Source organism: Streptomyces sp. WELS2, assembly GCF_013870595.1.
Classification (GTDB): Bacteria; Actinomycetota; Actinomycetes; order Streptomycetales; family Streptomycetaceae; genus Streptomyces.
Map to the genome: position 1 here is coordinate 1 of NZ_JACBWZ010000592.1, position 4,039 is coordinate 4,039.

A 4,039-nucleotide genomic window follows, 5' to 3' on the forward strand; every position below is an offset into this window, starting at 1 on the left:
GCCGCGTCGCCGGCCTCCTCGTACGCGACCGCGAGGAACTCGGCCTGCTGGAGAGCCGGGACGCGGGCAAGACCGTCGAGGAGGGCCGCGTCGACATCGACTGTGTCGCCGACGCCTTCCGGTACTTCGCCGACCTGGTCGCCGCCGAGGCGCCCGGCCGGGTGGTCGACGCGGGCTCGCCCGGGATCCACAGCGTGGTCGTCCACGAGCCGGTGGGTGTCTGCGCGCTGATCACTCCCTGGAACTACCCTCTCCTCCAGGCGAGTTGGAAGATCGCCCCGGCGCTCGCGGCCGGCAACACCTTCGTGGTCAAGCCCAGCGAGATCACCCCGATGACCACCATCGCGCTGATCGGGCTGCTCGCCGAGGCCGGCCTGCCCGCCGGAGTGGCCAACCTCGTCACCGGCCCCGGCCACACCGTCGGCGCCCGCCTCGCCGAGCACCCCGACGTCGACCTGGTCTCCTTCACCGGCGGTCTGGCCAGCGGGGTCAAGGTCGCCCAGGCCGCCGCGCCCACCGTCAAGAAGGTCGCCCTCGAACTCGGCGGCAAGAACCCCAACGTGGTCTTCGCCGACGCCTGCGCCACCGAGGAGGGCTTCGACACCGCCGTGGACCAGGCCCTCAACGCGGCTTTCATCCACAGCGGCCAGGTCTGCTCGGCCGGCGCCCGGCTCATCGTCGAGGAGACCGTCCGCGAGCGCTTCGTCGCCGAACTCGCCCGTCGCGCCCAGAGGATCAGGCTCGGCCGCGGCACCGCGGACGGCGTCGAGTGCGGCCCGCTCGTCTCCGAACAGCAGCGCGCCAAGGTCGAGGCGTACGTCGCCTCCGCCCTCGAGGAGGGCGCCGTCCTGCGCTGCGGCGGCAAGCGGCCCGAACCGTCGCCCGAGCGCCCCGCGACCGGCTGGTTCTACGAGCCCACCGTCCTCGACGCCTGCCACCGCGAGATGCGGGTCGTCCGCGAGGAGGTCTTCGGCCCGGTCCTCACCGTCGAGACCTTCCGCACCGAGGAGGAGGCCGTCCGCCTCGCCAACGACACCGAGTACGGCCTGGCCGGCGCGGTCTGGAGCGCGGACACCGCCAAGGCCCGCCGGGTGGCGTCCCGGCTGCGGCACGGCACCGTGTGGATCAACGACTTCCACCCCTATCTGCCGCAGGCGGAGTGGGGCGGCTTCGGCAGGAGCGGCACCGGCCGCGAGCTGGGTCCCGCCGGGCTCGCCGAGTACCGCGAGACCAAGCACGTCTACCAGAACCTCGCGCCGAAGCCGGTGCGCTGGTTCGCCGGCTGACCCCCACTCACCGGCTGGTCCCCGGCCTGCCGGCTGCCCCTTCAGCCGCGTCGGCCGGTCCCTCGGCCCACCGGCCGGCCCTCCGTCAGCCCCCGCATCGAGTCCGAGTCCCTGGAGTAGTACCCCCCATGTCCGACAGCACCCCCCACGTCTACGACTACGTCGTCATCGGCGGCGGCACGGCCGGCTCCGTCATCGCCTCCCGCCTCACCGAGAACCCCGATGTCACCGTCGCCGTCATCGAGGGCGGCCCGAGCGACGTCGGCCGCGACGACGTCCTCACCCTGCGCCGCTGGATGGGCCTGCTCGGTGGCGAACTCGACTACGACTACCCGACCGTCGAGCAGCCCCGCGGCAACTCCCACATCCGGCACAGCCGCGCCCGCGTCCTCGGCGGCTGCTCCTCGCACAACACCCTCATCTCCTTCAAGCCCCTGCCCTCCGACTGGGACGAGTGGGAGGCCGCCGGTGCCAAGGGCTGGGGCGCCGTCCCCATGGAGGCCTACTTCGCCCGGCTGAAGAACAACATCGTCTCCGTCGACGAGAAGGACCGGAACGCCATCGCCCGCGACTTCGTCGACGCCGCGCAGTCGGCGCTCGGGGTACCCCGCGTCGAGGGCTTCAACCGCGCGCCGTTCACCGAGGGCGTCGGCTTCTTCGACCTCGCCTACCACCCCGAGGACAACAAGCGGTCCTCGGCGTCGGTGGCGTACCTCCACCCGGTGATGGACGAGCGCCCCAACCTGACGATCCTGCTGGAGACCTGGGCGTACAAGCTCCGGCTGGACGGCACCCGCGCCGAGGGCGTGCACGTGCGCACCAAGAACGGCGAGGAGCTGCTGATCCGGGCCCGCGAGGAAGTCGTGCTGTGCGCGGGCGCCGTCGACTCCCCGCGCCTGCTGCTCCACTCCGGCATCGGCCCCCGCGCCGACCTCGAGGCGCTCGGCATCCCCGTCGTGCACGACCTGCCGGGCGTCGGCGAGAACCTGCTCGACCACCCCGAGTCGGTCATCGTCTGGGAGACCCACGGCCCGATCCCGGAGAACTCGGCGATGGACTCCGACGCGGGCCTGTTCGTGCGCCGCGACCCGGAGCACGCCGGACCGGACCTGATGTTCCACTTCTACCAGATCCCGTTCACCGACAACCCGGAGCGACTGGGGTACGAGCGGCCGGAGTTCGGCGTCTCGATGACCCCGAACATCCCCAAGCCGAAGAGCCGCGGCCGGCTGTACCTGACCAGCGCGGACCCCGCCGTCAAGCCGGCCCTGGACTTCCGGTACTTCACCGACGAGGACGACTACGACGCCCGGACCCTGGTCGACGGCATCCGCATCGCCCGCGAGATCGCCAGGACCGAGCCGCTGGCCGGCTGGCTCAAGCGCGAGGTGTGCCCCGGCCCGGAGATCACCGGTGACGCCGAGCTGAGCGAGTACGCCCGCAAGGCGGCCCACACCGTCTACCACCCGGCCGGCACCTGCAAGATGGGCGCCGCCGACGACGAACTGGCCGTCGTGGACCCCGAGTTGCGCATACGGGGGCTCGACGGCATCCGCATCGCCGACGCGTCCGTCTTCCCGGCCATGCCCGCGGTCAACCCGATGATCGGGGTGCTCATGGTCGGGGAGAAGGCCGTCGACCTGATCGGAGGTGACCTGCGATGACCCTCACCGTCCCCACCCGCAAGCCGCCCACCGCCGCCGAGTCCGTCTTCTCGGTGTCCGGTCTGTGGAAGGTCTTCGGCCCGAAGCCCGAACGCGTCCCCGCCGACCCGGAGCTCAGCGCGCTCACCCCCGCCGAACTGCGCTCCCGCACGGGCTGCACGGCCGCCGTCCGGGACGTGTCCTTCGACGTCCGCAAGGGCGAGGTCTTCGTCGTCATGGGCCTGTCCGGCTCCGGCAAGTCCACCCTGGTCCGCTGTCTGACCCGGCTGATCGAGCCGACCGCGGGCACCATCGCCATCGACGGCGAGGACGTCCGCGCGATGGACCGGGCCCGGCTGCGCGAACTGCGCCGGCACCGGGCCGCGATGGTCTTCCAGCACTTCGGGCTGCTTCCGCACCGCACGGTCCTCGACAACGTGGCCTACGGCCTGGAGATCCAGGGCGTCGGCCGCTCCGAACGCCGGGAGCGTGCCGCCGAGTTCGTCGCCAAGGTCGGCCTGGCCGGCATGGAGAAGCGCCGCCCCGGCCAGCTGTCCGGCGGCCAGCGCCAGCGGGTGGGCCTGGCCCGCGCCCTGGTCGTGGACCCCGAGGTGCTGCTCTTCGACGAGCCCTTCAGCGCCCTGGACCCGCTCATCCGCCGGGACATGCAGGACGAGGTGGCCCGGCTGCACCGGGAGGAGGGCCGCACGATGGTGTTCATCACCCACGACCTGAGCGAGGCCCTGAAACTCGGCGACCGCATCGCCCTGATGCGCGACGGCCGCGTGGTGCAGCTCGGCACCCCCGAGGAGATCGTCGGTGCCCCGGCCGACGACTACGTCCGCGAGTTCGTCCGGGACGTCCCCCGCGAACAGGTGCTGACCTGCCGTACCGCCATGCGCCCGGCGTCCCCCGAGGACGCCGCGCACGGCCCGGCCCTGCGCCCCGAGGCCACGGTCGCCGAGGCCATCGAGGCGGTGGCCCGGTCGGGCGCCCCGGCCCGGGTGATGGACGCGGGCCGCTGCCTGGGCGTGGTGGACCACGACCGTCTGCTGGGCGTCGTGGCGGGCGTCACCCCCGAAACCCCGGCCGCCCCGGCACCCACCACGG

General features: G+C 72.8%; 3 protein-coding genes. All 3 read left to right on the plus strand.

Annotation, left to right across the window (positions count from 1 at the left end; translation table 11 throughout):
• Positions 1–1,286: aldehyde dehydrogenase family protein (locus tag H5J33_RS26255; RefSeq protein ID WP_181797331.1), on the plus strand; the 1,286-nt coding region annotated here is incomplete at its 5' end.
• A gap of 128 nt (positions 1,287–1,414) precedes the next feature.
• Positions 1,415–2,950: a GMC family oxidoreductase gene (locus tag H5J33_RS26260; protein WP_181797332.1), complete on the plus strand. Its 1,536-nt coding sequence runs from the start codon at positions 1,415–1,417 to the stop codon at positions 2,948–2,950.
• On the plus strand, positions 2,947–4,039 hold a 1,093-nt coding region (locus tag H5J33_RS26265; RefSeq protein WP_181797333.1), incomplete at its 3' end, for a glycine betaine/L-proline ABC transporter ATP-binding protein. The genes H5J33_RS26260 and H5J33_RS26265, both read left to right, overlap by 4 nt.